20 protein-coding genes are annotated in these 22,906 nt (G+C 64.1%); 15 read left to right on the top strand and 5 right to left on the bottom strand.

Annotated elements, in window-relative coordinates; translation table 11 throughout:
* Positions 1-141 precede the first annotated feature (141 nt).
* The 3 genes from C266_RS20855 to C266_RS20845 all read left to right on the top strand — a co-directional run bounded on the left by C266_RS20855 (position 142) and on the right by C266_RS20845 (position 2,907).
* The gene (locus C266_RS20855) at positions 142-1,047 is read left to right on the top strand and encodes a LysR substrate-binding domain-containing protein (protein ID WP_010806741.1); all 906 of its coding nucleotides are present in this window, start codon (positions 142-144) and stop codon (positions 1,045-1,047) included.
* Positions 1,048-1,121: 74 nt separating this feature from the next.
* Complete coding sequence (locus tag C266_RS20850) at positions 1,122-1,949, top strand: DMT family transporter (protein ID WP_010806740.1); 828 nt, start codon at positions 1,122-1,124, stop codon at positions 1,947-1,949.
* 67 nt (positions 1,950-2,016) lie between these two features.
* A complete protein-coding gene (locus tag C266_RS20845; protein WP_010806739.1) occupies positions 2,017-2,907 on the top strand; it encodes an oxidoreductase in 891 nt (296 codons plus the stop codon).
* A 38-nt stretch (positions 2,908-2,945) separates the two neighbouring features.
* Here the strand turns inward: C266_RS20845 and C266_RS20840 are convergent, their stop codons facing one another.
* Positions 2,946-3,854 carry a LysR family transcriptional regulator gene (locus C266_RS20840; RefSeq protein ID WP_036663516.1) on the bottom strand — a complete coding sequence of 303 codons (909 nt, stop codon included), beginning with the start codon at positions 3,852-3,854 and terminating at the stop codon, positions 2,946-2,948.
* A gap of 179 nt (positions 3,855-4,033) precedes the next feature.
* Between C266_RS20840 and C266_RS20835 the strand changes: the two genes are divergently transcribed.
* The gene (locus C266_RS20835) at positions 4,034-5,209 is read left to right on the top strand and encodes an MFS transporter (RefSeq protein WP_010806737.1); all 1,176 of its coding nucleotides are present in this window, start codon (positions 4,034-4,036) and stop codon (positions 5,207-5,209) included.
* Positions 5,210-5,254: 45 nt separating this feature from the next.
* Here C266_RS20835 and C266_RS20830 read toward each other — a convergent pair whose 3' ends face one another.
* Complete coding sequence (locus C266_RS20830) at positions 5,255-6,058, bottom strand: TOBE domain-containing protein (RefSeq protein WP_246189718.1); 804 nt, start codon at positions 6,056-6,058, stop codon at positions 5,255-5,257.
* A 275-nt stretch (positions 6,059-6,333) separates the two neighbouring features.
* Here C266_RS20830 and C266_RS20825 point away from each other — a divergent pair, with 275 nt between their 5' ends.
* Positions 6,334-6,633 (top strand): hypothetical protein, encoded by a 300-nt coding sequence (locus C266_RS20825; RefSeq protein ID WP_144265878.1) that lies wholly within the window; start codon positions 6,334-6,336, stop codon positions 6,631-6,633.
* Positions 6,634-6,715: 82 nt separating this feature from the next.
* Here C266_RS20825 and C266_RS20820 read toward each other — a convergent pair whose 3' ends face one another.
* A complete protein-coding gene (locus tag C266_RS20820) occupies positions 6,716-8,320 on the bottom strand; it encodes an EAL domain-containing protein (protein WP_168162939.1) in 1,605 nt (534 codons plus the stop codon).
* 402 nt (positions 8,321-8,722) lie between these two features.
* On the opposite strand from C266_RS20820, the gene C266_RS20815 reads away from it, so the two are divergent.
* A complete protein-coding gene (locus tag C266_RS20815) occupies positions 8,723-9,958 on the top strand; it encodes an MFS transporter (RefSeq protein ID WP_010806733.1) in 1,236 nt (411 codons plus the stop codon).
* A 115-nt stretch (positions 9,959-10,073) separates the two neighbouring features.
* On the opposite strand, the gene C266_RS20810 is transcribed toward C266_RS20815, so the two are convergent.
* The gene (locus C266_RS20810) at positions 10,074-10,487 is read right to left on the bottom strand and encodes a hypothetical protein (protein WP_010806732.1); all 414 of its coding nucleotides are present in this window, start codon (positions 10,485-10,487) and stop codon (positions 10,074-10,076) included.
* A 149-nt stretch (positions 10,488-10,636) separates the two neighbouring features.
* Complete coding sequence (locus C266_RS20805; protein WP_010806731.1) at positions 10,637-11,569, bottom strand: MurR/RpiR family transcriptional regulator; 933 nt, start codon at positions 11,567-11,569, stop codon at positions 10,637-10,639.
* A 264-nt stretch (positions 11,570-11,833) separates the two neighbouring features.
* Between C266_RS20805 and C266_RS20800 the strand changes: the two genes are divergently transcribed.
* The 9 genes from C266_RS20800 (at position 11,834) to C266_RS20760 (ending at position 22,897) form a co-directional block, all read left to right on the top strand.
* On the top strand, positions 11,834-13,177 hold the full coding sequence (locus C266_RS20800; protein ID WP_010806730.1) for an aspartate aminotransferase family protein: 1,344 nt from the start codon (positions 11,834-11,836) through the stop codon (positions 13,175-13,177).
* On the top strand, positions 13,174-14,016 hold the full coding sequence (locus C266_RS20795; RefSeq protein WP_010806729.1) for a 3-keto-5-aminohexanoate cleavage protein: 843 nt from the start codon (positions 13,174-13,176) through the stop codon (positions 14,014-14,016). The genes C266_RS20800 and C266_RS20795 overlap by 4 nt, the downstream gene beginning before the upstream one ends.
* A gap of 152 nt (positions 14,017-14,168) precedes the next feature.
* Positions 14,169-15,842, top strand: a complete 1,674-nt coding sequence (locus C266_RS20790) for a methyl-accepting chemotaxis protein (protein WP_010806728.1) — start codon at positions 14,169-14,171, stop codon at positions 15,840-15,842.
* A gap of 35 nt (positions 15,843-15,877) precedes the next feature.
* Positions 15,878-16,366 carry a chemotaxis protein CheW gene (locus C266_RS20785; protein ID WP_010806727.1) on the top strand — a complete coding sequence of 163 codons (489 nt, stop codon included), beginning with the start codon at positions 15,878-15,880 and terminating at the stop codon, positions 16,364-16,366.
* On the top strand, positions 16,363-17,799 hold the full coding sequence (locus C266_RS20780; protein ID WP_010806726.1) for a CheR family methyltransferase: 1,437 nt from the start codon (positions 16,363-16,365) through the stop codon (positions 17,797-17,799). Before C266_RS20785 ends, C266_RS20780 begins: the two co-directional genes overlap by 4 nt.
* Positions 17,796-18,449 (top strand): chemotaxis protein CheW, encoded by a 654-nt coding sequence (locus tag C266_RS20775; protein WP_010806725.1) that lies wholly within the window; start codon positions 17,796-17,798, stop codon positions 18,447-18,449. Before C266_RS20780 ends, C266_RS20775 begins: the two co-directional genes overlap by 4 nt.
* A complete protein-coding gene (locus C266_RS20770) occupies positions 18,446-20,836 on the top strand; it encodes a hybrid sensor histidine kinase/response regulator (RefSeq protein WP_010806724.1) in 2,391 nt (796 codons plus the stop codon). The genes C266_RS20775 and C266_RS20770 overlap by 4 nt, the downstream gene beginning before the upstream one ends.
* A complete protein-coding gene (locus C266_RS20765; protein WP_010806723.1) occupies positions 20,833-21,840 on the top strand; it encodes a chemotaxis response regulator protein-glutamate methylesterase in 1,008 nt (335 codons plus the stop codon). The genes C266_RS20770 and C266_RS20765 overlap by 4 nt, the downstream gene beginning before the upstream one ends.
* Before the next feature lie 13 nt (positions 21,841-21,853).
* On the top strand, positions 21,854-22,897 hold the full coding sequence (locus C266_RS20760; protein ID WP_010806722.1) for a diguanylate cyclase: 1,044 nt from the start codon (positions 21,854-21,856) through the stop codon (positions 22,895-22,897).
* Positions 22,898-22,906 lie beyond the last annotated feature (9 nt).

Genomic DNA, 22,906 nt, shown 5'->3' with positions numbered 1-22,906 from the left:
AGCGCTTTCGCATCCCTAGCCCTTAGGGGGGGGCGTCAGGACATCGCCAACGGGCATCTTGAGCGCTGCAGCGAGAGGCCCCATCATGAGCATCGATTCATACGTGTGAAATTCTGGAACGCTCACCGAGGAAGCGATGACATGAGAGATCTGCCGCCTACCGCCACTTTGCGCACTTTTGAGGTCGCGACACGGCACGCGACGTTTACCTCTGCGTCAGAGGAGCTGCACATCACCCAAAGTGCGGTCAGTCATCAGCTAAAGCACCTCGAAGACCTGTGGGGGTTGCAGCTGTTCGAGCGAGGCAAGTCATTACGCCTGACACCTGCAGGTGCAGCCCTCGCGCCGATCGTGCGCGAGTTTTTCATGAGTCTGGGGGCAACGCTCGCCGACCTGAGAGAGCAAAAAGGCCGAGTCCGGCTGAGGGTCAGTACGACGTATTCCTTTGCCCTGAAATGGCTGTTGCCCCGGCTGCCGAGTCTGTCCCGGCAGCACCCGGAAATTCTGGTCACGCTCGAAACCACCGACACTGCCATCAAGTTTTCGAGCACGGAACCGGAGGTTGCGATCCGTTTCGGTAGTGGAAACTACCCGGCACTGCATTCGGATTTCATGTTCAGGGAGCAGATTTTTCCGGTGGCCAGTCCCGATCTTCTGAACCGCTTTGGCGTACCGTGCGAACCTGTCGAATTATTACGCTACCCGCTGCTCACGCGTGATGGTTCCGATCTGGTGCCGAAATGGGCGCTTTGGTTTCAACACGTCGGGGTGGCCATATCGGCGCTCAAGGAAAGCGTCAGATTTGCCGACACCAACATGACGATTGAAGCGGCGCTGTTGGGGCAGGGGATTGCACTGGCAAGAAGTGGACACGTTGAAGCCGAGATCGGCGACGGCAGTCTGGTCCGACTGTTTGACGTCCCATTCCCTTCTCCGGTGGCCTACTACTTTGTCTGCCCGAAGGGCGTCGAGTCACAGCCCCACATCGTCAACTTTCGCCACTGGCTGCTGGCGGAGTCCGGCAAGGCTCAGCAAAGCTATTGGTAACCCATGAGGATTGACTCATCATGCAATGAGGAGACTTCGCTTAACCAAGGGGCCGACGATGCTTAGTATGGCGCATGCCTTTTCACATCGTTCTCCTGGTACTGATGGCGGCCCTTCTGCACGCCAGTTGGAATGCGCTGCTGCGTGGCGGGGCCGACCGGCTTTGGTCGATGACGATCATGTGTGTGGCCGTTGCGATCGCCAGCGCCACAATCGCCCTGTTTCTGAAGCCGCCAGCCGAAGCCAGTTGGGGGTATGCCGTGCTTTCCGCGGTGCTGCACGTTGGCTATAACCTGTTTCTTGTCAGGAGCTATCGCGCGGGCGAACTCGGACAGACCTATCCAATTGCACGAGGCTCCTCCCCCGTGATGATCGTCGTCGCGGCATCGGCGTTCGCTGGAGAGAAAATCGGGATCGATGCCCTGCTCGGCGTTGTGCTGGTGTCAGGCGGTATCGTTTTCCTGGCCTTCAACGGGCGCGGGCTTGCGGTCACCAGCCTGCCGTACGCCTTGGGAACCGGGTGTTTCATTGCTGCCTATAGCGTGGCAGACGGCATCGGCGTGCGCCTGTCCGGCGCTCCGCTGGCCTACACGGTCTGGATGTGCGCCTTGTGGGGCATCTTGATGCCAGTGGTGTACATCGGGCTGCGCGGCGCAGGTAGTTTGCTGGCCATCCGCCCCGGATTCACCCAGGCATTTGTCGGCGGGTTGGTCTCTCTTCTGGCCTACGGGATTGTGATCTACGCCATGGCTGGCGCGCCCATGGGGGCGGTATCGGCGCTGCGCGAAACCAGCGTGCTTTTCGCAGCGTTGATTGGGTATTTCTTCCTTGGCGATGCGTTGACCGTTCGGAAGATGCTGGCGTGCACCGTCATTGCCATCGGGGCGGCGATCATCGGATGACGCTCACATTAACGAGCGTCGCGCACTCGTATGACCGGAATGACAAGACGACAGGAGAACCACCACGATGTCTGAGAATCCATCCGTTGCCATCCTGGGCCCAGGGGCAATTGGCACGACTGTCGCTGCTGCGATGCATGCGGTTGGACGCACGCCGGCGATATACGGCCGTACGATGCATGAGCACCTGGTGCTGCGTATCGATAGCGATCGCATTGTGGTTCCTGGTCCGGTGCGGATTGATCCTGTCGAGATCAGGGACACATTCGATCTGGTGTTCGTCGCGGTCAAGTCGACACAGGTGGCGGCAGCCGCCTCCTTGCTTTCGGCACTGTGCGACGCAAGGACGGTGGTCTGCGTGCTGCAAAACGGCCTTGAGCAGAAAGCGCTTGTTGCGCCGCACTTGCATGGGGGGCCAGTGCTGCCCTCGGTGGTCTGGTTTCCCGCACAACGCGAACCGGATGCCTCGGTTTGGCTGCGTGGCCAAGCGCGCCTCACATTGCCTGACGCGCCGGGGACCCGCCTGGTGCTCGAGGCTTTGCGTGGCACATGGTGTTCGGTCGACGTCGCGACGGATTTCACATCCGTCGCCTGGCGAAAGCTCCTACAGAACGCGGTAGCAGGGTTGATGGTGCTGACAAATCGTCGCGCAGGCATGTTCTCCCGAAGCGACATCGCCGGGCTGGCGCTCGCCTATCTACGGGAGTGTCTTGAGGTGGCTCGTGCGGCGGGTGCAACACTGGGCGACGACGTCGCGCAAGCGATCGTGGATCAATTTGCCCATTCCCCGCCCGACTTGGGCACGTCGATCCTCGCCGACCGGCAAGCCGGGCGCCCGCTCGAATGGGACAGCCGAAACGGGGTGGTGCAGCGATATGCGCGTGCGCGCGGCATCCCTACGCCAATCAGCGATCTGATCGTGCCACTTCTGGCTGCGGCCAGTGACGGGCCCGGTTAAGTCGCGGAGTCAGGGAAGGAGGCAGAATCTCTGCGGGTTCAGGGCAGGTGAACGTTGGCCACGAGAAAGTCGAGAAACGCGCGCACGCGCGCGGGCAAGTGGCCGCCCTGCCCGACATACACCGCATGCACCGGTTCCAGATCGCCGGGATTGTAGTCTTCCAGCACGGTGACGAGCCGTCCCGCACGCAAATCGGCATCGATGTGATAGCGCGAATGGCGGGCCAGACCCAGCCCCTCGATCGCGAGCTTGCGCATGGTATCGCCGTCGCTCACGGCCATGTTGCCGATCTGCGGATAGTGCGTGATACCGCCGGCGCCGTCGAGAAACGGCCACCCTTGCACCTGACGGTCGAAATTGAAGGCCATGACGTTGTGATGAATCAGGTCGGCTGGCGAGCGCAACGGGCCGTTGCGCGCGAGATACTCGGGCGACGCGACCACATGCAGGCGGCTCTCGCCGAGCTTGCGGGCCACCAACCGCGAGTCACGCAGCGGACCTGCGCGCACGGCAACGTCGGCACGCTGTTCCAGCAGGTCGACAACCGTATCGGTGAGTGTCAGATCCAGACGGATCTCGGGGTACTGCGCCAGAAATGCCGGAATCACCGGCAACAGATAGAGCGAGCCGATCGGTACGCTGGAATTCACGCGCAGCAGGCCGCGCGGCACGGCCCCGGCCGCGGCTTCGCGCTCGGCCGCTTCGATGTCGGCCAGCACGCGCAACGCGCGCTCGTGGAACGACGTGCCCTCGGGCGTGAGTTGCAGACGACGCGTCGAGCGATTGAACAGGCGCGCTCCCAGGCGAGACTCGAGCCGGGCAATCAGCTTGCTTACGGCAGACGGTGTCATATGCAACGCGCGCGCCGCCGCCGAGAAGCCGCCATGCGCCACGACCCGCACGAAAACTTCCATATCGCCTGAGCGATTGACGTCCTGTCGACCCATCGAATGTGTCCCTGTCCCTTGCCACAACTGGCTTTACGCGACGCTGTGACGCCAAGTCACAAATCATTTTCCTTCGCGCAGTCTATTTCATCAATGCGAGGGCGTCTATATTCCGCACATCGGTTACGGCTGTCACCTCGGCGGCGTGACCTTTCCTTATATTCAGACAGGAGTCTTCCGTGCCCATCGCCCTCTACGCCCTGACCGCCGGTGCCTTCGGCATCGGCGTGACGGAATTTGTCATCATGGGTCTGCTGCTCAACGTCGGCGCCGATTTCGGTGTCTCGATCGCGGCCGCAGGCTTGCTTATCTCCGGTTACGCGCTGGGTGTCGTCGTTGGCGCCCCGCTCATGACAACCGCCACCGCCCGCTGGCCGCGCAAGACGGTGCTGCTGGTGCTCATGGCGATCTTCACCATCGGTAACGCCGCGTGTGCGCTGGCGCCGAGCTACGGGGCGCTGATGGCTGCCCGCGTGCTGACGTCGTTCGCCCACGGTACATTCTTCGGTGTCGGTTCGGTCGTCGCAACCGGTCTGGTGCCGCGTGAGCGCCGTGCGTCGGCCATTGCCGTGATGTTCACGGGGCTGACCGTCGCCAACATTCTCGGCGTGCCGTTCGGTACGTGGCTGGGTCAGCACTTCGGCTGGCGCGCCAGCTTCTGGGCGGTCACGGTCATTGGCGCACTCGCGTTCCTCGTGATCGCCTGGTTCGTGCCGAAGATTGCAGCACCGAAGGATGCGGGTGACTGGCGTGCCGATCTGCGTGCACTGGCACGCCGTCCGGTGCTGCTCGGCTTGCTTACGACGGTGCTCGGTTGGGTAGGGGTGTTCGGCGTATTCACGTACATTGCCCCGCTGCTCACCGAAGTCACCGGTTTTGCCGAAGGTGCCGTTTCGCCGATTCTGCTGATCTTCGGCGGCGGCCTGGTGATCGGTAACCTGCTTGGCGGCAAACTCGCGGATCGTCGCGTGGTGCCGACCGTGTTGGGCAGCTTGCTGGCGCTCTCCGTCGTTCTCGGGCTGATGACCTTTGCGCTGCACTCGCACTGGCTGGCCATCGTGTTCGTGGCCCTGCTTGGCGCGGCAGCGTTCGCGACAGTCGCACCGCTGCAACTGTGGGTGATGGAAAAGGCCTCGGGGGCGGGGGAAAGCCTCGCATCGAGCTTCAACATCGCCGCCTTCAATCTCGGCAACGCCATCGGCGCGTGGCTGGGGGGCTTCGTCATCGACCACGGTCCGGGTCTGGCGGCGGTGCCCTGGGTGGCCGCGCTCGTGCCGCTGGCCGGCGTGGGTGTTGCGTTGCTCAGCCTGCGCCTGGACCGTCGCGATGCGAGCCTGCAAGTCGCGACGAACTGAGAAACGCCTGCGCTGTAACGTGCTCGATGGCCTGACGCCCTTGCGTCAGGCCATCACGCCCACAATCACACTGGCGGCCGGGAATACGGCTGTTGCGCCAACGCCTTCCGCCAGTCCCCGAGCCGCCAGCGTCTCGTGCGGCATGACGGCGGCGAGCCGGCTGCCACCGGGCAACGCCAGCATGATTTCGGCTTGTCCGGCGTCGTCGGTGATGGCGTCGACCGTGCCCGAGAGCCGGTTTGCCGTTGGCAGTCCTGCGAGATCTGCGCCGCGCGCGATATCGATCCATGGCGCCTTGATGAGCGCGAACGCATCGCCACCGATGGCAAGCCCCAACGTTTGCGTGCTGTGATGCGTGAGTGACGCCGTAATCGCTTCGCCGCCGGGCAAGGTCAGCGTGACTTCGTCGTTCACACCACAGCGTCGAATGTCGGTGATGGTGCCGTGCAACTGATTGCGTGCACTCGTTTGCAGACCGAGCCGGGCGATCACGGGCCACTGCTCGTCGAAATGTTCCAGATCGTTGGCCACGCGCGCGAGGAATTGCCGTTGGGCCGCTTCTACCGCCCGAAAGGCCGCCACGAGTTTCGCGCCGCGCGCGGTAAGGCGTGTGCCGCCACCGCCGCGACCGCCTGTGCTGCGCGCGACCAACGGCTCGCCGGCAAGCTGATTCATCGCATCCACGGCATCCCATGCCGCCTTGTAACTCATGCCCGTGGCCTTTGCCGCCGCAGTGATCGATCCGTGTGCGGCAATCTGTTCGAGCAGTGCAATCCGGGCCTGACCACCGAGCGACGAGTTGCCGCGATGCAGCCAAAGCGAACCGCTCACTTGCAGGGCGTCATTCATTTCGTCGTGTAAAACGCCGTCCGGCATTGAAGAAGGTTCGGAAACCATAGTGATTTTCTCGATCAAACGCAGCAGGTGACCGCATTGTAGAAGGTGGGCGAACCAGCGAAAACCGGCGCTGGACGCGGAAGTGTTGCGGCGCACCAACGAAGCGCACTTCGGCCGCCCTTTTGGGGGACGAATGGGGGACGTTTCTCCACTACATTGAATTTCGCCGCATGCCCCCCCAGTGCCGGTCGGCGTCGCGTCAGGCTGAAGTTCAGGTTTGATGCGGCTTGACCGGGAATGCGACGTTTGCCGAAGTGCCCACTCACCTGACACAACAGAAACGGGGTGAAATGATGCGCGTCAGGAATATCAAGGAAACGGTTGACGGGGCTCGATACTATCGTCTGGTTCGCACGCTGCCCAACGGCAAGCGACATCAGATGCAAATCTCTTTCTCCGCGGGTGAAATGCGCTTCAGACGTTTCGTCGCACAGCGATTGTGGTTGCTGCGCGCCGAAATGAGGGATAGCACGCGTGCGGCAGCTATGCCCGCACCGCGCAACAATATGCCGCAGTTGGTCTTCTGACCTCTTCGCAGTACCGTCAGGCAAAACGCCTGGCCGGTTGTGTTTCCCGGTCAGGCGTTTTCGTCGTGCGTTGCGCTGGTGCTCAAACCGCCTTGGGTTGCGTCAGGGGCGTGATCGGTGTGACTGTCGCAGACACCTGCTTCACCGTCGCGCCCGCATGGGCCACCGCAAACGGCACCAATTCGTCGAACGAGATCGGCCGCGCGAACAGGTATCCCTGTGCGTAGGTGACGTTGCGCTCGCGCAGATAATTCGCCTGCATTTCGCTCTCGACACCCTCAGCAACGATCGTCATCCCCATGCGCTCGGCCAGATCGATGATGGAGTCGCAGATGTTGCGCGTGACCACGTCGTCTTCGGTAACCGGCAAGAACTCCTTGTCGATCTTCAGATAGTTGAAGTCGTAGCGCTTCAGGTAGCCGATGGAGTTGTTCTCGGCGCCGAAGTCGTCCAGTGCCGTTTCGATACCCCGGCGCTGGAGTTCCGCCATCACGTTGCGCGCGGCTGCCGAGTCGCGAATGACATAACGTTCGGTGATCTCGGCGATGAGCGGATAGGTGTCGTTCAGCGACCCATAAATCCGTTCGATATCCTGCACGATGGTGTTATCCCGCAAGTGGCGCTCGGCGAGATTGATCGCAATATGAAAGCCTTGCGGTAACGCGCCCTTCGCAACGTCGTTGCGAATCAGCTTAAGCAACGAACGTGTGAGTTCGATAATCAGACCGTTGCCCTCCGCGATGGGAATGAAGGCGTCGGGCCGGACCAGACCGGCCACGGGGTGATGCCAGCGCACCAGCGCCTCGGCACCGGTGCAGCGTCCCGTCGCCAGCTCCATCACGGGCTGGTAGTACACCTTGAATTCGTTGCGTTTGATGCCGAGTGCGATCTGTCGCCGCATGAACTGCGCCGGGCTGAGATGGCGGAACGTCAGAATGCCCAGCAAGACCGCGATCACGGCGCCGAAGGATAGAAAGATGGGGGTGTAATTGGCAATCAGCCTGCGGGTCAACGACGGGCTACCCGCGAGCGACGTCGCGAAGAGTTCCGAGGTGAGTGTAGTTTGCGCGCCGCGCGTGGCGACATTGGCGGATTCCAGCGTTGGCGCCTCGGACGTCAGCGATAGCTTCCCGATGGTCATCGCCGTCCATTCGAGATTGTTGTTCTTCACGCTATGTAAAGACTCGGTGAGGTACACCCCGTCGACAAATCCCAGCACGCCGTCGGTGGCGGAGGTGGGAACGAAAATCGCCAACGCAGGGGCGTCTCGAACATAAGGCGTGCTGGCGACAAAAAGGGCGCGCGTTCCCGTGAGTAACGGCACCAGTTCGTTCGGCAGCGGCATATCGATGGCCTCGTTCGTGCGAAGCACCGACGAGCAATACATCTTGCCGTGAGACACAAGCCAGATGGAACGAAAGTAAGGGCTGAGCGTACCTTCGGCCTGTAGCGCGCTGTTGACCTCGCTACAGTTGCGCCCGACCCAGGCGGTGGCACCCTGAAGCGTGGTGTCGGCGCGGTCGACAATGCGCTCGAGCGCATCGCGTTGGCGTTCGGCCTCTTCCTGCAAAATCGTTTGCGATGCGCCGACGACGCGTAACCAGCCGAGCAGGAGAACAATAAGAAGCGTGACCGTCACCACAAGCCCGGTCACCAGCCACTGCACGACTCTGGAATGTTGAATCATGTTTTGCCGCGAACCAAGGAAGGAGTAGGGCCCTTGTGCTTTGTGCTGCATGGCACAACTCGTCAATCGACTCTACACGAATCCCTGACGCCGACCAACGCCCGATAAACCCGCACAAACCCTTGCGATAAAGGGCCGGGCCGGCTCGTCGGTGGTATATCAGGGGCCAGATCCGCGACCACCTGCCGAGCCCCTCTTGTCGTTTTCTACAACGCATGCAGCGGTGGGCTGGGATGGCGGAATCGCGACAAAACTTGGCGTAACGACGATTTACGCATGCTCTACACTTCACTTATTCAATTTTCGGCAGAAAATGGGATATATCCCAACTTTCATGCATATCTGCACGAAAGCCGCCGGAAAGTTCGATTTTCCAAAGCCTTTGACGTAAATCCTCATCCCATGTCGAGTCAACCTGCAACGTCCCTTCCCGGCGCCTCCTCGCCGGCTGCGCAGGGCACGGCGTTTCGCGTGCTGTCTGCGATCAGCTTCTCCCATTTGCTCAACGACATGATTCAGTCGTTGATCCTGGCCATCTATCCGCTGCTCAAGGCGAGCTTTGACCTGAGCTTCGGCCAGGTCGGTCTGATCACGCTCACGTATCAGATCACGGCGTCGTTGTTGCAACCGGTCGTCGGTCTCTATACCGACAAGCATCCGAAGCCATATTCGCTGCCGGTCGGCATGGGTTTCACGCTTGTCGGCCTGCTGTTGCTGGCGGTCGCACCGAACTTCGGCGTGCTGCTGGTCGCGGCTGCGCTCGTCGGCATGGGCTCGTCGGTGTTCCATCCGGAGTCCTCGCGCGTCGCACGCATGGCCTCGGGCGGACGCCACGGCATGGCGCAATCGTTCTTTCAGGTCGGCGGCAACGTCGGCTCGTCGCTTGGCCCGTTACTCGCCGCGCTGATCATCGTGCCGCATGGCCGCGGTAGCGTGGCGTGGTTTTCCGTGGCGGCGCTCGTGGCGATTGCGGTGCTGTTCCAGGTGAGCCGCTGGTATGCCTCGCAGCGCGCCGCGAGCAAGGGAAAGCCGGCGACGCGCCGGGGCGGTCACGCGCACCTGTCGCGCGGCAAGGTGATATTTGCCATCGGCATTCTGTTGGTGCTCATCTTCTCGAAGTACTTCTATCTCGCGAGCATCAGCAGCTACTTCACGTTTTATCTGATCAGCAAGTTCCACGTGTCGGTGCAAAGCGCTCAGGTGCATCTGTTCGTGTTCCTGTTCGCTGTGGCGGCGGGCACGATGATCGGCGGGCCGCTGGGCGACAAGATCGGCCGTAAGTACGTGATCTGGGGTTCGATCCTCGGCGCGGCACCGTTCACGCTGATGCTGCCGTACGCGAATCTCTTCTGGACCGGCATTCTGACGGTTGCGATCGGCCTGATACTCGCCTCGGCGTTCTCGGCCATTCTCGTCTATGCGCAAGAGCTGATTCCGGGCAAGGTCGGTACCGTGTCGGGGCTGTTCTTCGGCTTCGCGTTCGGGATGGGAGGCGTGGGTGCCGCCGTGTTGGGGCAACTCGCCGACTCGACGAGCATCGACTTCGTCTACCACGTGTGCGCCTATCTGCCGCTGCTGGGTATCGTGACGATTCTGCTGCCTGATGTCGAAGGCAAAAAGAAGATGGCTGCGGCCTGAGGCCGCTGCTTGCAGGATTCGCCGGTGCCTGTACACCTGCGACGCAATGAAAAACGCCGGCCCGGGATTTCGGGGCCGGCGTTTTTCTTGTCTGATGCCGCGAAGGCAAAGGGGATTACTGCGTGCCGCGCTTTTGCAGTTCCCAGCGGCCGGTGTCGCCATTTTTGCAGGCGGGGAGCTTGAGCAAGACTTCCTGACCCTTCGCGCCGAGCAGCACGTTCAGGTCGCGGCAGGTCTTGGTGTCGTCCTTCTGGGTATTGGTCGGCGTGAGGTGAGCCGTGATCGCGACCGAGTTGTGCGTGCCTTTGTTGGTCCACTCGACGGTTTCGTTGTCCTGCTTGGTGGATAGGACCTCGTCGGCGGCTTTGGCGAACGACTCGTTGTCGGCCTTTTTCATGTAGGCCAGCGGCGAGTTGCTCATGAACATGAGATTGGAAGCGGCAAACGCGGGGGCGGCCAGGCTGGCGCCGATGACGAGCGCCGTGCCGAGTGCGACCCGGCGGGCACGCGACAGATGAGAATGCGACATTCGGAGTCCTTGAGATTGTCGACAGGGGATGAGTCCTGCATAAGGCCGTGCCGGGACTTGCGTCGACGGTCCGGCCGCAGGGAGCACGTCGATCATAAAAGAAACTGCGCGTGGCGTCATCCCGGCGCGTCGCTGGCGCACGTCACAACTCACGCGTCCGGTTTGGTGCGCTCGCCGCTGGCAGCACTGTCGCCGTCTGCGCCCGGCCTGACGTAGGCGCCGGTGCCGTGCAACTGGTCTTCGGCCAGCGCCAGCGCGCGCACCGCGCCGCGCCCCTTGCGGGCGAGCAGCATTTCCACAAGCGTCTCCACCACGGCGATGCCCGCAGTGATCGAGGGGAAGAACGACGGGCTTTCGTGCGAGAAGAGCACCGTCACGTCGGCGTCGAGGGCGAGCGGCGAGACCGTGGAATCCGTGAGCGCGAGCACGCGTGCACCGGCGGCCCGGGCGGCGCGGGCGACAATCAGTGCTTCATTGGAATAGGGCGCGAAGCTGATGACGACGACCACATCGCGCGCCGAGAGCGCGCGCAACTCCATCTCCAACGTGCCGGCCTCGCCGCGAATCAGGTGCACCGTCGGCCGGAACAGCCGATAGACGTACTGAAACGTGAACGCGATGGGGAAGCACGCGCGAAAGCCTGCCACATGGACGGTGCCCGCATTGGCGAGCAGATCGACGGCAGAGCCCAGCGACGCATTGGCGCCTGCCTCGGTCAGGTCGAGGTTGTTGTGTTGCACGCGGAACATCTCGGGCACCATGCGCGCAGCGTCGCCTTCGCGAATCACCTGACGTGCGCGACTCGCATACGGCTGCGGCCCGAGCCGGATCGATTCGAGAAACAATTCACGCAAGCCATGCCAGCCTTCGAAACCGAGATGTTGCGCGAGCCGCACGAAAGTGGCGGGTTGGACACCGGCCTCGGCGGCAATTGCCCGCATCGAACTGATCGGTACGCGCTGCGGATGATCGAGCAGGAAACGCGCGCCCGCCTGAAACTGCGGGCTGAGCTGGGGATAGCGCTCACGCAACTGCGCGTTGAGTTGATCGAGCGTCTGTGGCAGCGCTGGGGCTTCTGGCATTGGGGGATCGCAACACGGCAACGAAAGAATGTAACGATTGTTGCATGAAATGCCCCAGCCGCGCACGTGCTTTCCCCCCGATGCTCGTGGGCTTCGCGGAGACATCGAAGGTGGTCAGGGGATTGCGCGAAGTGTTGCGACGGCAAAATGCATGAAACATATGTTGCAAACGAGCGGAGATACGCCTACACTTGGCGACATTGTTCGCATGCGGGTGGTTGGGGCCATCGCGCGACGCACCATCTTTCCGTCAGGGGTTCAGGCATGACTCATGTGTTTCACCGCAATCCGCGCCAAACGTTGCCCGTCGCGGTCGGCGGCCAGGGAATCGAGCTGATCGACAGCACCGGCAAGCACTATCTCGACGCCTGCGGTGGCGCGGCGGTCTCGTGTCTTGGGCACGGTCATCCCCGTGTGATCGAGGCGATGCAGCAGCAGGCGGCCCAGTTGGCGTACGCGCATACGTCGTTCTTCACGACGGAAGTCGCCGAGCATCTGGCCGACATGCTGGCCGCGAGCGCGCCCGGCGATCTGAACCACGTGTACTTCGTGAGCGGCGGGTCGGAGGGCGTGGAGGCGGCGCTCAAGCTGGCGCGGCAATACTTCGTCGAGATCGGACAGCCACAACGCCGGTATTTCATCGCGCGCCGTCAGAGCTATCACGGCAACACACTCGGTGCGCTGGCCATCGGCGGCAACGCATGGCGACGCGAGCCGTTCCTCCCGCTGCTGGTGCCGGCACACCACGTCTCGCCCTGCTTCGCGTATCGCGAGCGGTTCGAGGGCGAAAGCGATGCGACGTACGTGCAGCGTCTGGCCGACGAACTCGAAGCGAAAATTCTCGAACTCGGCGGCGACACGGTGATCGCGTTCGTGGCGGAGACCGTCGTGGGCGCCACCGCCGGTGCCGTGCCGCCGGTGGGCGACTACTTCAAGCGCATCCGCGCTGTGTGCGACAAGTACGGTGTGCTGCTGCTGCTCGACGAAGTCATGTCGGGCATGGGCCGCACGGGCTATCTGTTCGCTTGTGAAGAAGACGGCGTGGTGCCGGACATTCTGGTGATCGCCAAGGGGCTGGGCGCGGGTTATCAGCCGATCGGGGCAATGCTGTGTTCCGACAAGATATTCGACGCCGTGGTCGGCGGGTCGGGTTTCTTCCAGCACGGTCATACCTATCTGGGCCACGCGATGGCCTGCGCGGCGGCGCTGGCCGTGCAACGCACAATTGCACAAGAGCATCTGCTGGAGAACGTGAAGACGCGCGGCGAGCAACTGCGCGCCCGTCTGCGCGAAGTCTTCGCCGATCACCCGAACGTGGGCGACATACGCGGCCGGGGGCTTTTCGTCGGTGTCGAATTCGTGGCCGAGCGTGCCACCAAGCAAACGCTGCCTACGGCTGACAAGACCCATGCGCGTCTGAAGGCCGCCGCCAAGGAGCGCGGGTTGCTCATCTATCCGATGGGCGGGACGGTCGACGGCGTGCATGGCGACCATGCGCTGATCGCGCCGCCGTTCATCTGCGGGCCGGACGACATCGATCGCATCGTCGAACGGTTGGCGCTGGCGGTGGCCGATGTCACCGGCGTGAAAGCCGCAGGTGCCGCATGACGCGAGCCTTTGCCCTGGCTGTGGCGCCCAACGGCGCGCGTCGCACGCATGTCGACCATCGCGCGCTGCCCATGACGCCGGAAGCCCTTGGCGCGTGCGCGAAGGCGTGTCTGGACGCCGGCGCGGCGATGATCCACCTGCACGTGCGCAAGGCCGACGGCACGCACAGTCTCGAAGTGCCGGACTACACGGCCGGCATCGCCGCCGTGCAGCGAGCCGTGGGCAACGAACTCGTATTGCAGGTGACGACCGAGGCGGTAGGTATCTATTCGCCGGCGCAGCAGATCGCGACCGTGTACGCGCTGCATCCCGAAGCGATTTCGGTGGCATTGCGCGAAGTGTCGCCCGATGCGGCGCACGCGCCGGCGGCCGAAGCGTTCTTCTCGTGGCTCTGGCAGGAGAACATCACCGCGCAATACATCCTGTACGACACCGGAGACGTGGCGCACTATTGGCGTCTGCGCGCGAGCGGGGCGATCCGGGCGGGCCGCCATTGGGTGTTGTTCGTGCTGGGCCGGTACAGCAAGGGGCAGTTGTCGTCGCCCTCCGATCTGCTGCCGTTGCTCTCGGCCTGGCAGAACGGCGTGCAAGCGCTGGGCGAAGCTGCCGCCGCCCCCCCTTGGGCGATGTGCGCCTTTGGCCCGCGCGAGGCCGAGTGCGCGCTGGCGGCAGTGTTGCAGGGCGGCCACGCGCGCATCGGCTTCGAAAACAATCTCCACCTGCCGGACGGCAGCGTTTCGCCGGACAACGCGGCGTCGCTCGCAGCACTGACTGCGGCGGCAACCCCGCTCTCGCTCGTCCCCATGACGGCGGACGCCTTGCGCGACCTCACCCGCTGAGCGCAGGCCCGAGCCCCGCTTGCATTGGCCGGTCCGCCGAAATCGAAAATAAACCCAAATACATGGCCTGACCGGCGTTGCCCGGCCGGGCCGCTGTAATAGAATCGGCGTAACCTCAAAGAGGCCCGCGTCGCCCTCCCCCGGCACCGGGCGTGAACAACGAACGGGAGCGCGGCGTGAAACACTGGTCGATCCGACATCGCATTCTGGCCAGTTTTGGCCTGATCCTGGCCCTGATGGCTCTTATGGCGGGCGTCGCCTATACCCGGCTGGCGGCCATCGAGCAGGAGGCGCACAGCGTGGAGACCGATTCCACGCCGGGGCTGTACTACAGCACGATGCTGCGCGGCGCCTGGTTCGAGAGCTACCAGTTGCTCCAGCAAGTCGTGGCCATCGACGAGAACGACAAGACCCGCGCGATCGATCTCGACGCGCTTCGTACTGCGGATACGACGATCGATGGCTGGATCAAGGACTACGCCACCACCGTCAACCGCGCTGTCGATCGCATGCAGTACGACGAGGTGAGCGGTATTCGCCAGCAATACGGCCGCATCAGCAATCAGGTGCTCAAGCTGGTGAGCGATGGCCAGATGCCCGCCGCGCGCGCGATGCTATCGGATCAGCTCCTGCCGGAATGGGGGCGCGGGCGCTCCGCCATCCAGCGCCTGGTCGACACCAACAAGACCTTCGCCGACGAGTCGACTCGCAACATTGCCGAAGCGGTGAGGGCGGCCAAGGCGACATTGCTCATCACGCTGGCCGTGGCATTGGGGTGCGCGGTGTTGTGCGGCTGGTTGCTGTTCCGGGCGATCAGCGTGCCGCTCGCAAGCGTGATGCAGATTCTGGAAATCATGCGCTCGGGCGATCTGACCAAGCGTCTCGATCTGGCACGCCGCGACGAATTCGGCGCATTGGAATCCGGTTTCAACCGGATGACGGATGAGTTGACGGGGCTCGTCGGGCAGGCGCAGAAGTCGGCGTTGCAGGTGACGACGTCGGTGACCGAGATTGCCGCCACGTCGCGTCAGCAGCAGGCCACGGCGTCGGAGACGGCGGCGACCACGACGGAGATCGGCGCGACGTCGCGCGAGATCTTCGCCACGTCGCGCGATCTGGCGCACACCATGACCGAAGTGGCGGGGGTGGCCAACCACGCAGCTTCGCTCGCGGGCACCGGCCACGTCGGCCTCACGCGCATGGAAGACGCCATGCGCCATGTGATGGACGCGGCGGGCTCGGTCAACGGCAAGCTGGGCATCCTCAACGAGAAGGCGGGCAACATCAATCAGGTCGTCACCACGATTACGAAGGTTGCCGACCAGACCAACCTGCTCTCGCTCAACGCAGCCATCGAGGCCGAGAAGGCGGGCGAGTACGGACGCGGTTTTGCCGTCGTGGCCACCGAGATCCGGCGTCTGGCCGACCAGACGGCTGTCGCCACCTACGACATCGAGCAGATGATCAAGGAGATCCAGTCGGCGGTGTCGGCCGGCGTGATGGGCATGGACAAGTTCGCCGAGGAAGTGCGGCGCGGCATGGACGAGATGCGTCAGGTCGGCGATCAGCTCGCACAAATCATTGCGCAGGTGCAGACGTTGCCGCCGCGCTTCCAGGTCGTCAACGAGGGCATGCAGGCGCAGGCCACCGGTGCCGAACAGATCAATCAGGCGCTGGTGCAGCTCTCCGAGGCGGCACAGCAGACGGCCGAATCGCTGCAACAGTCGAGCCAGGCCATCGAAGAACTCAATCACGTCGCCAACGGCCTCAAAAGCGGCGTGTCGCGCTTCAAGGTGCTGGCCCTGCCGCCCTCGGGGCTGGTGTGAAGTAACGGCCCTCTTCGTCATTCGCGGACATCGCCATGTTGTTCCTGCGTTTCGCCATCGCGACCGATCATTACGTCATCGAAGCCCAACATGTGGCCGAGGTGCTGCCGTGGCTCGCGCTCAAGCGCATGCCCGCCGCACCGGCCTGGGTGGCGGGGGCGTTCAGCTATCGCGGCGAGCCGGTGCCCGTCATCGATCTGACGCGGCTCGCCACCGGCGCGGTAGCGCCCGAGCGCCGGTCGACGCGTCTGGTACTCGTGCACTACCCGGCGCCCGGCCCCAACGCGCGTCGCCTCGGCATCCTCGTCGAGCGCGCGACGGATATGCTGCGTGCCGACGCTTCAGCCTTCCAGGCAAGCGGCGTCGATCTGCCCGAAGGCCGCTACCTCGGCCCGGTGCTCGATACCGATGAGGGACTCGTGCAGTGGGTGCGCGTCGATCAATTGCTCACCGACGAAGCGCGCGCGTTGCTGTTCGATGCGTCGCGCGACGCCTTGGCCGAAGCGCCGGAGGCGTCGTCATGAGCCATGTGCGAAACATCGAACGTTTGCTGCGCGACACCATGGGCCTCGACGCACAAACGCTCGGGGCGAATGCCATCGAGCGCGCCGTGCGTGCCCGGCTCGCCGCGCTGTCGCCCGACCTGCATGACTTGCACGATGCGTCCTCCTATTCGCAGTACTGGCAGCAACTTCAACAATCGCCGCAGGAGCTTCAGGCACTGATCGAAGCGGTGGTGGTGCCCGAGACCTGGTTCTTCCGTCACCGCGACGCCTTCACGGCACTGGCGCAAATGGCGCGCGACGAACGAAATGCACGAAGCGGGACGATGCGCGAGGGGCAGGCGTTACGACTGCTGAGTCTGCCCTGTGCCACCGGTGAGGAGCCGTACTCCATCGCCATGACGATGCTGGACGCTGGCTTCGCCGCGAATGAATTCACCGTCGACGCGCTCGACATCAGCGAACGTGCGCTCGCCGTGGCCCGCGAGGGGGTATACGGGCGCAATTCATTTCGCGGGCCGCCCGCATCGATGCAGTTTCGCGAGCACTATTTCACGAAGGAAGACGACAGCTTTCGCATCGCCGATGCACTGCGTACGCAGGTGCGCTGGCATTCGGGCAATCTGTTCGACGCGTCGCTCGCCGACCGGCTTGGCACGTTCGACTTCGTGTTCTTCCGTAACGTGTTGATCTATTTCGACCGCGAGGGCCAGTGCCGTGCGATTGCCGCGCTCTTGCGTCTCATGCGTCTGGGCGCGACGCTCTTCGCCGGACCGGCCGAAGGCGGCACGCTGACCAGCAACGGGATGACGTCGACCGGGCACGTACAGGCGTTTTCGTTCCGTGCAACCGGGCCCGTGAGCGATGTGGCGCCCTCGTCCGCCGGCATATCTCATATCGCCGGGACACTCGGCTCGTTCAATACGGCACTGCCGGTGAGTCCCGTCGATGCGGCTGCGCAACGGCGCACGCCGGCGATTCGCGTGGCGCCCGCCGGCCCCGCCCGCGCCTTCGTGCCGTTGCCACCAACGCCACCGGTGACCCCGCCAGTTGTGCCGAGCGTTGCCGCCACCGCCGACATTCGCGAACAACTCGAGCAGGCGCGCGTTGCTGCCGATGCGGGCGATTTCGTCCGCGCGGCGGCGTTGTGCCGCCACGTGCTCGCGACGGAGCATGCCAATGCGCAGGCGGAATATTTGCTCGGACTGGTCGAAGACGCGCGCGGCGACGCGCAAGGGGCGCTCATTCACTACCGTCGCGCGTTGTATCTCGATCCGGCACATTACGAAGCGCTCGTGCATTGTGCTGCGCAGCTCGATGCGCGAGGCGACGCCGACGGTGCCAAACGGATGCTCGAACGCGCCGAACGCATACAAGGCACGGCAGGCACGGCTGGCGCCTCGGCCACCGAACCTCATGACCACGCACATCGCGATGGGACTCGACATCGATGACAAATCGCGAAATCGCGCGTGAGACCGGTCTTGCCCCCGGCGAGCGCGACCCGAATCTCAGGCTGAACGCCGACACGCATGCCTTGCATCGGCAGGCGGCCGAGTTGCTCGACCGGTTGCCGGTCGTGCCCGTCGACCCATCGCCCTGGCGCGCCATTCCCGGGGAGGACGAAGCGGCGCGCGGCCCGTCGCTGCTGCTGTTCCGTGTGGCCGACGAATGGCTGGCGTTACCTGCCTCGACCATCGAAGAGGTGGCGCCGATGCGTGCCTGGCATTCGGTGCCGGGGCATCGTCAGCGAGCCCTGCTTGGGCTGGTCAACTTGCGTGGCGCGCTGGTGCCTTGCCTGTCGTTGGAGAAACTGCTCGGTGTGCAACCCGCACCGAAAGCTCAGGCCGCGCCCTCGAGTCTCTTGCGCACGAGTACGTCGCGTCTGCTGGCACTGCGTCATGGTCACCATCTGAGTGTGTTTCCCGTGACGGAAGTCCACGGCACCGTCACACCGGCAAAAACGGCAATGGGGTCTGTGCCTGCTACGACGCTGGGTGCGGCCGACGGTTTCGCCGTCGCGGTACTGCGCTGGCGCGAACATGTCGTTGGCGTGCTCGATCCGTTGCGCGTTGGTGCGGCGTTCGACCGGAGTCTCGCATGAGCGACGATCTGCAGAACGCCACATTGCTCGACCTGTTCCGTATGGAGACTGAGGCGCAGGCGCAAGTGCTTGGCGATGGGCTGTTGGCGCTGGAGCGAACACCAGCCGACGCGTCGCGCCTCGAAGCCTGCATGCGCGCGGCGCACTCGCTCAAAGGCGCGGCGCGCATCGTTGGCATCGAGGCCGGCGTCTCGCTCGCGCATGTGCTCGAAGATGCCTTCGTGGCGGCGCAACGCGGCGCGCTGGTTCTTGATGTGGCGATCATCGACCGCCTGCTGCAGGGCGTGGATCTGCTTATGCGGCTGGCGCATCCGCCGGGCCGCGATGCGCTCTGGGCGCAAGGCGCCGGCAAGGCAGAGATCGACACCTTCGTTTCCGCACTCACCGAACAACTCGCCACGCTGACGAGCGGTGCGACGCCGGAAGCTGCCACCTCACACGCGCCCGAGTCGTTCGATTACGCCGGCTATGGCATGGAGACGGCGCAGCCATCCGTTGTGTCCGGGCCGGTGCCTGGGGGGACGGAGGAGCCGCCGCTTGCCCCCGCGTCGCACGACACGCGCGATACTCGTCCCGCCGACCCCGAATATCACGCGCGAGAAGACGATGAAGGTACGGATCACGCCTCGCGCGCGCTGCGCGTATCGGCCGATAGCCTGAACCGGCTATTGCGGCTGTCGAGCGAGGCGTTGGTGGCCTCGCGCTGGTCGCAGCCGTTTGCGCAATCGCTGCAACGGCTCAAGCGGCACCAACACGAAGCGGGCGATGCGCTCGACCGGGTAAGCTCGGCGCTCGCGCGAGCGGCAGATCGTTCCGACGAAGATCGTCAGCAGCTTCTCGCGGCACTGGCCGATCTGCGACGTGCACTCGGTGTAGGCGGATCGTTGCTGGCCGAGCAGATCCACGAACTTGACCAGTTCGACCGGCGCTCGACACAACTGTCGCAGCGGTTATACGACGAAGCGCTCGCTTGCCGTATGCGGCCGCTCGACGACCGGCTGGGCGGATTCGCGCGCATGGTGCGCGATCTGGGCCGCGCGCTCGGCAAACCGGCGCGGCTGGAAATTCGCGGCGCAGACACGCAAGTCGACCGCGACATTCTCGATCAGCTCGAAGCGCCGCTGGGCCATTTGCTGCGCAACGCCGTCGACCACGGACTGGAGAGCCCGGCCGAGCGTGCTGCGGCAGGCAAACCTGCCGAGGGTGTCATCACGCTGAGTGCGCGGCACAGCGCGGGTCTGCTGCTCGTGAGCGTGGCCGACGACGGCGCAGGTATCGATCTCGAGCGCGTGCGGCGGTCGGTCATCGCACGCGGGCTGGTTGCGCAAGACACCGCGCAGCAGCTCGACGACAACGAACTGCTCGAATTCCTGATGCTGCCCGGCTTCACGCTGCGCGATACAGTGACGGATGTCTCGGGCCGAGGCGTCGGCCTCGATGCGGTACGGGCCATGGCGGCGCTGGTGCGCGGCACGGTGCGTATCGAGCATGCGCCGGGGCGCGGCACGAAGTTCATCCTGCAATTGCCGCTGACGCTGTCGGTGGTGCGCAGCTTGCTGGTCGAGATCGACGGCGAGCCGTATGCGCTGCCGCTGGCGAGTCTGTCGCGCACGTTGGCGCTGCCACAGGAGAATATCGCCATGCTCGAAGGCCGCCCGCACTTTACGCTGGACGGCAAACAGATCGGGCTGGTGAGTGCGCAGCAGGTGCTGTGCGGCAGCGAACCTGTTGCGGCGGCCGCAGACCAGCCGGTGGTCGTGTTCGGCGAGGGCGATGCGCGCTACGGTTTGACCGTCGATAAATTCCTCGGCGAACGTATGCTCGTTGTACAGCCTTTGGATACGCGGCTGGGCAAGGTGCCCAACATCGCTGCCGGTGCGCTCACCGAAGACGGCTCGCCGCTGCTCATCATCGACACGGCCGATCTGGTGCGCTCGATTGCGAAGGCCGTGGAGATGGGGTCGCTCGAACGGCTGCCGGTGAGAGCCGCACAGGCGAGCGGGCGCGGCCGCAAGCGCGTGCTGGTCGTCGACGATTCGCTGACCGTGCGCGAACTCGAGCGTAAACTGCTCACCGCGCGCGGCTACGACGTCAGCGTGGCCGTCGACGGCATGGATGGCTGGAATGCCGTGCGCAGCGAAACCTTCGACATGGTGATTACGGACGTCGACATGCCGCGCCTGGACGGCATCGAACTGGTCTCGCTCATCAAGCGCGACGCACGCACTGCCGATGTACCGGTCATGATCGTTTCATACAAGGATCGCGAGGAAGATCGCCAGCGCGGACTCGACGCGGGCGCGGATTATTACCTTGCGAAAGGCAGCTTCCACGACGACACGCTGCTGCGTGCCGTGGTGGATCTCATCGGGGAGTCGGGCTCATGAAAATCGGGATCGTGAACGATTCGATCATCGCCGTCGAAGCGCTGCGCCGCACGCTCGCGCAACGCCCGGGATTCGACGTGGCCTGGGTGGCGCACGACGGCGCGCAGGCGGTGGCGATGTGCGCACCTGTGCCGCCGGATCTCGTGCTGATGGATCTTGTCATGCCGGTGATGGACGGCGTGGCCGCCACACGCGAGATCATGCGCCGCACGCCCTGTCCGGTTCTCATCGTGACCTCGGACGTCGGCCATCATGCGAGCCTCGTGTTCGACGCGATGGGGGCAGGTGCCGTGGACGCCGTCGACACGCCGGTGCTCGGGGCGTCGGATCTGGCGCGCCCGGCGTCGTCGCTGCTCGCGAAGATCGACGCCATTGCTGCGCAGCAGGCCGACGCGCGGGTGCCGCAACCCGTGATCGCACCCGTCGCCGCTACGAGTACCGACGCGCTGGTGGCCATCGGTGCGTCCGCTGGCGGGCCGGCCGCGCTCGCCACGCTGCTTGGACGGCTGCCCGCGAACTTTGCCGCGGGCGTGATCGTCGTACAGCATGTGGACGATGCGTTTACCCCCGGCATGGCGACCTGGCTCGATCAGCAAACACCGCTCACCGTGCGTCTGGCACAGGCGGGCGAGCGCCCGGCGGCGGGGGTGGTGCTGCTCGCGGGCGGCAATCGTCATCTGCGTGTCGAGGCGAGCGGCCGTTGCGTGTATACCGACGATCCCAAGGACGCCGTGTATCGGCCGTCCATCGACGTCTTCCTGCAAAGCGTGGCCGAGAACTGGCGCTCGAGCGCGGTGGGCGTGCTGCTCACGGGCATGGGGCGCGATGGTGCGTCCGGGCTCGGCGCCATGCGCGCGCGAGGCTTTATTACGATCGCTCAGGATCGCGCGACGAGCGCCGTGTACGGCATGCCCAAAGCGGCAGCCGAAGCGGGCGCGGCGTCGGAGATTCTGGCGCTACCGACCATTGCGCCACAATTGGTGGCGTTGTTTGGAACTGTATGACAGGACGTAAATCATGACGACCACCCCACGTCAACCGAAGCCGGTGGAGCAAACGCTTGGCGCCGCGAGTAGCCTGAACGATTCGTCGGCGATGGTATTGCTCGTCGACGATCAGGCGATGGTCGGCGAAGCGATCCGGCGAGCGTTGGCCAACGAGCCGAATATCGACTTCCACTACTGCGCGAATCCCGACGACGCAGTGCGCGTGGCGGAACAGACGCGTCCTACCGTGATCCTTCAGGACCTCGTGATGCCGGGCACCGACGGTTTGTCGCTGGTACGACAGTATCGCGCCAGTCCGCTCACGCGCGACATTCCGATCATCGTGCTCTCGACGAAGGAAGAGTCGACGATCAAGCGCGAAGCCTTCGCGGCGGGGGCCAACGACTATCTGGTGAAGCTGCCCGACACCATCGAGCTGGTGGCCCGCATTCGTTACCACTCGCGCTCGTACATGAACCTGCTTCAGCGCGATGAGGCGTATCGTGCGCTACGCGAGAGTCAGCAGCAGTTGCTGGAAACGAATCTGGAGTTGCAGCGGCTGACGCATTCCGACGGCCTCACCGGATTGGCGAACCGCCGCTATTTCGACGAGTATTTCGGTGCGGAATGGCGTCGCGCGTTGCGTGAGCAACGCGAGATGGCGTTGCTGATGATCGACGTCGACAACTTCAAGATCTATAACGACACGTACGGCCACATCGCGGGTGACGATGTGCTGCGCCGCATTGCCAGCACGATTGCCGATGCTGCGTCGCGTCCGGCCGATCTTGCCGCGCGCTTCGGCGGCGAAGAGTTCGTGATGGTGCTGCCGAATACGGCGGGCGACGGCGCGGCAGTCATCGCCGAGAAGGTGCGCGCGCAGATCGACGCGATGGCGATTCCCCACGTGGGTTCGGCCAACGGCCGCCACGTGACGATCAGCCTCGGCGGCGCCGCGTTGGTTCCGCGCACTCACATGGCGTCGACGTCGTTGATCGAGTCGGCGGATCTGGCGCTCTATCGCGCCAAACAACGGGGCAAGAATCGCGTGGAGATGCAGCCGGGCGCTTCCTGAAGCCTGAGG

Origin of the sequence: Pandoraea sp. SD6-2 (assembly GCF_000389825.1) — a bacterium.
Classification (GTDB): Bacteria; Pseudomonadota; Gammaproteobacteria; order Burkholderiales; family Burkholderiaceae; genus Pandoraea; species Pandoraea communis.
This window is presented reverse-complemented; position numbering and strand designations above follow the sequence as displayed.

Excerpts from the sequence above, each read along its gene's own strand:
- C266_RS20820 (WP_168162939.1), bottom strand. The coding sequence starts at position 8,320 with ATGATTCAACATTCCAGAGTCGTGCAGTGGCTGGTGACCGGGCTTGTG.
- C266_RS20850 (WP_010806740.1), top strand. The coding sequence starts at position 1,122 with ATGCCTTTTCACATCGTTCTCCTGGTACTGATGGCGGCCCTTCTGCAC.
- C266_RS20785 (WP_010806727.1), top strand. The coding sequence starts at position 15,878 with ATGTTGTTCCTGCGTTTCGCCATCGCGACCGATCATTACGTCATCGAA.
- C266_RS20770 (WP_010806724.1), top strand. The coding sequence starts at position 18,446 with ATGAGCGACGATCTGCAGAACGCCACATTGCTCGACCTGTTCCGTATG.
- C266_RS20830 (WP_246189718.1), bottom strand. The coding sequence starts at position 6,058 with ATGAATGACGCCCTGCAAGTGAGCGGTTCGCTTTGGCTGCATCGCGGC.
- C266_RS20840 (WP_036663516.1), bottom strand. The coding sequence starts at position 3,854 with ATGGGTCGACAGGACGTCAATCGCTCAGGCGATATGGAAGTTTTCGTG.
- C266_RS20810 (WP_010806732.1), bottom strand. The coding sequence starts at position 10,487 with ATGTCGCATTCTCATCTGTCGCGTGCCCGCCGGGTCGCACTCGGCACG.
- C266_RS20780 (WP_010806726.1), top strand. The coding sequence starts at position 16,363 with ATGAGCCATGTGCGAAACATCGAACGTTTGCTGCGCGACACCATGGGC.
- C266_RS20775 (WP_010806725.1), top strand. The coding sequence starts at position 17,796 with ATGACAAATCGCGAAATCGCGCGTGAGACCGGTCTTGCCCCCGGCGAG.
- C266_RS20800 (WP_010806730.1), top strand. The coding sequence starts at position 11,834 with ATGACTCATGTGTTTCACCGCAATCCGCGCCAAACGTTGCCCGTCGCG.
- C266_RS20845 (WP_010806739.1), top strand. The coding sequence starts at position 2,017 with ATGTCTGAGAATCCATCCGTTGCCATCCTGGGCCCAGGGGCAATTGGC.
- C266_RS20815 (WP_010806733.1), top strand. The coding sequence starts at position 8,723 with ATGTCGAGTCAACCTGCAACGTCCCTTCCCGGCGCCTCCTCGCCGGCT.
- C266_RS20760 (WP_010806722.1), top strand. The coding sequence starts at position 21,854 with ATGACGACCACCCCACGTCAACCGAAGCCGGTGGAGCAAACGCTTGGC.
- C266_RS20765 (WP_010806723.1), top strand. The coding sequence starts at position 20,833 with ATGAAAATCGGGATCGTGAACGATTCGATCATCGCCGTCGAAGCGCTG.
- C266_RS20855 (WP_010806741.1), top strand. The coding sequence starts at position 142 with ATGAGAGATCTGCCGCCTACCGCCACTTTGCGCACTTTTGAGGTCGCG.
- C266_RS20805 (WP_010806731.1), bottom strand. The coding sequence starts at position 11,569 with ATGCCAGAAGCCCCAGCGCTGCCACAGACGCTCGATCAACTCAACGCG.
- C266_RS20795 (WP_010806729.1), top strand. The coding sequence starts at position 13,174 with ATGACGCGAGCCTTTGCCCTGGCTGTGGCGCCCAACGGCGCGCGTCGC.